The sequence below is a fragment of the Sediminispirochaeta bajacaliforniensis DSM 16054 genome (genome assembly GCF_000378205.1).
GTDB lineage: Bacteria > Spirochaetota > Spirochaetia > DSM-16054 > Sediminispirochaetaceae > Sediminispirochaeta > Sediminispirochaeta bajacaliforniensis.
Genome location: NZ_KB899466.1, coordinates 1 through 2,754, shown reverse-complemented (window position 1 = coordinate 2,754; position 2,754 = coordinate 1). Strand labels below are relative to the sequence as shown.

2 protein-coding genes are annotated in these 2,754 nt (G+C 40.5%); both read left to right on the top strand.

Annotated elements, in window-relative coordinates; translation table 11 throughout:
- A partial coding sequence (locus F459_RS24245; RefSeq protein WP_020614765.1) for a hypothetical protein occupies positions 1-1,221 on the top strand: 1,221 nt, incomplete at its 5' end.
- 1 nt (position 1,222) lies between these two features.
- Positions 1,223-2,476, top strand: a complete 1,254-nt coding sequence (locus F459_RS0121840) for a hypothetical protein (RefSeq protein ID WP_020614764.1) — start codon at positions 1,223-1,225, stop codon at positions 2,474-2,476.
- Positions 2,477-2,754: the final 278 nt, after the last annotated feature.

Here is a 2,754-nt window from a genome sequence, read left to right as displayed (position 1 = left end):
AGAGCAGAAGAAGGTGATTTCTGTGGGGTGTACGACAAGAAGCTGTTGTGGAGGGCGAACCTGTACATAGGCGAAAGAGGAGAGGACTGGAACGATACGCATCCGTGGAACAGTGAGGAGAATGAGTGGAATAAAAGCCCAAAATCCCTCAATGGAAGTGATCCTGATCCATCGAGAATGTATACGTCTGCTGCTTCAGATTGGGTAGACGGAGAAGGTGGTCAGGTTATTAAGATTGCAACATATACCCCGGTGCGGAATTATCCGGGAAGTAATAAAGTAATAGGACGAGTGGCGTATGATTATCCAGCAAATAGTGATGAGTCTTACAATAACAGGGTGGGTGTAAACAGTCCCTTTGAATTTAATCGAAGGATGTTAGATCAGCAGAGTAAGATGGAAACAGGAGAAGCGATTGCGACCATTTGGCCGCCGGATGGTTATACAATGGAAGGAATGGCTGAATGGGGGAGTACTGCTGCTCCTGGTACAAGCGGCCCCTTATGGAACAATTACCGAAAGAATCCTGTTGCTAACGAATATCCGGGGTTACCAGGGATAGGGCTTTATTTTGAGGACCCGGCCCATGCTACAATAAATGATCCGAAACCGACTTTTCCAGAGATTGTCGATAAGGATCTGATAGAGCATATAGGCGTTGATTGTGTTGGATTTGCTAAACGAGCTGCGGGATATAGTCGAGATCCCTATACGTGGACGAATTATCCAGAGGTATCCTGGTCTGGTGGTTCAGTCCATGATCCTGAATTGATAAGATCAGAAGGTTACCCGCACGAAGCTAAGAAGTCTTATGTCATTATTTCAAGAGAAGGAATAAAGATGTCAACAACAGATACGGCTTACTTTACATCTGAGGTTGATAGTGAAGACGGCCCATCAGAAGAAGAATTTAAGAAAATTCAAAAAGAGTTTCTATCAATCAGATCAGGTGATATTATCCATTATGGTACTTCCCATATTGGAATTATTGAAACTATCGATGTTGAGGCCCTTAGCAATGCAAGGACAATTGTTCAGCTGATGACAGCCGTAACGACCATTGAATCAGTATATGGTTCTTCAGTGAATTTTGTCATTAAGAGGAATATGATGGAAGGGCTTAGTGGGGTCACTGCTGTATTTAATAAAGCAGGTAGTTGGCATTATGATTGGGATAAGGACTTAAGGTCATGGTCAATAGAACGATTAAAGGTAAATTAGTATGAAGAAAATAGGATTCAATTTTTTATTTCTATTTGTATCTGTATGTGCTTTTTCTCAAACGTTTGATCTTATAAAACGTTTTCCAGATAAGCAACCATTTGATTTTAAGTTAAGCTGGAATAAGGTCGAAGGGTTTAAACCAGGGCCTCGATTTATTGGTTTTGTTGATAATCAAATAGTCTTTTTATATTCAGATAGGATGGAATGGATTCTAATGGATATGGAAGATGATTATCGAATTGTCAAAACCATTAAAACTGGTATTGGAGGAAGGTTCTTAAGAAAATTTAATAATGACTATGTATTAACACGAATTTATTCAAACGGATTTTTGAGCATTTACAATAGAGATTTAAATCATGCCCCTATTTTAAATATTGCCTTAAGTGATTCAATGAACATTAATTCCGATTATAGTCCTTTTCTAACAGAGAATTTTCTCTTTGCACAGACAAATAATAATGAACTGATTTCATGGGAGCTTCTGGAGGATGGTAGGTATACATACCGAAATGTTAAAGAAACCCAGGAATGGCTTGATTCAGGTGTTGGGGAGCACATTGGCTATCATATAGGACCTAGCAAAAAGCATAATTTTGGAGATTTCCGAATTGCAAATAGTGGTCTTTATATGGGATACCTCTGGAGAAATCTCATTTTCCCAGAAGGGGAATATAAGCAAATCTCAAATTTGAGAGACTTTGAATATATTGGAGGAGATTCAAAAGGTCTAAGCTATTACTGGGGGATTGGTCCATTGCCTATTGATTACGGCAAGATATTTAAGGATCCGAACTTTCAGGTAATGATAGCCATCGTAGATACGTGGACCCGAAAGGTGACTTTTCGGATGCTTGAGCCCGGCTCTTGGACTCCACCCTATGACGATGATCATAATCTTCTAGGTACTTTTCCCAAAGCCATTCATCCTAACGGGGATGTCTATTTCTTCGATGCCGATGAAGAAAAACAGGAATATGAGCTCAAGCGACTGAAAAACGATTGGTGGGAAGAGATGGGAGTGGATCAGAGGAAGATTGCCCGAATAAGATCGAACCATATTCCGTTACGTAATGAAGAAAGTAATGATAGCGGAAATAATGGTTACAATTTTGCCAACGAATATGTCTGGGTGCTTGATGAGGGGGATTCAGCGATAGACGAATCAGGAACTGCCACAAAATGGATCCAGGTTCAAAAAATTGATGGAAGGAAGGGATGGATCTATGAAACTGAAGTGTATTGGGAATAAAAGCATATAAAGAGTCAAGATAACCTGCAATTGAAGGCTTACGGGCCTATGATACGTTATGGCCTTATTTTTGTTTCGCTGGCTGGATGGGAGGTTTTTGAATAAAGGGATGTGAGCGGTATGGTACCGGATAGGCTTTGAAGGAAAAGAAGGCTGGGTATACGGCTGGTTTGTGGATAAAAAGTGTCGCCACCGGAGGTAAATTGCAGGAAAACACCGGAATGAAATTGCAGACTCCGGCTTGAAAAAAAGGGCGGTACCGCCTTGTAATGGTTGTA

Coding starts and splice junctions, on each gene's coding strand:
- F459_RS0121840 (WP_020614764.1), top strand. CDS start 1,223: ATGAAGAAAATAGGATTCAATTTTTTATTTCTATTTGTATCTGTATGT.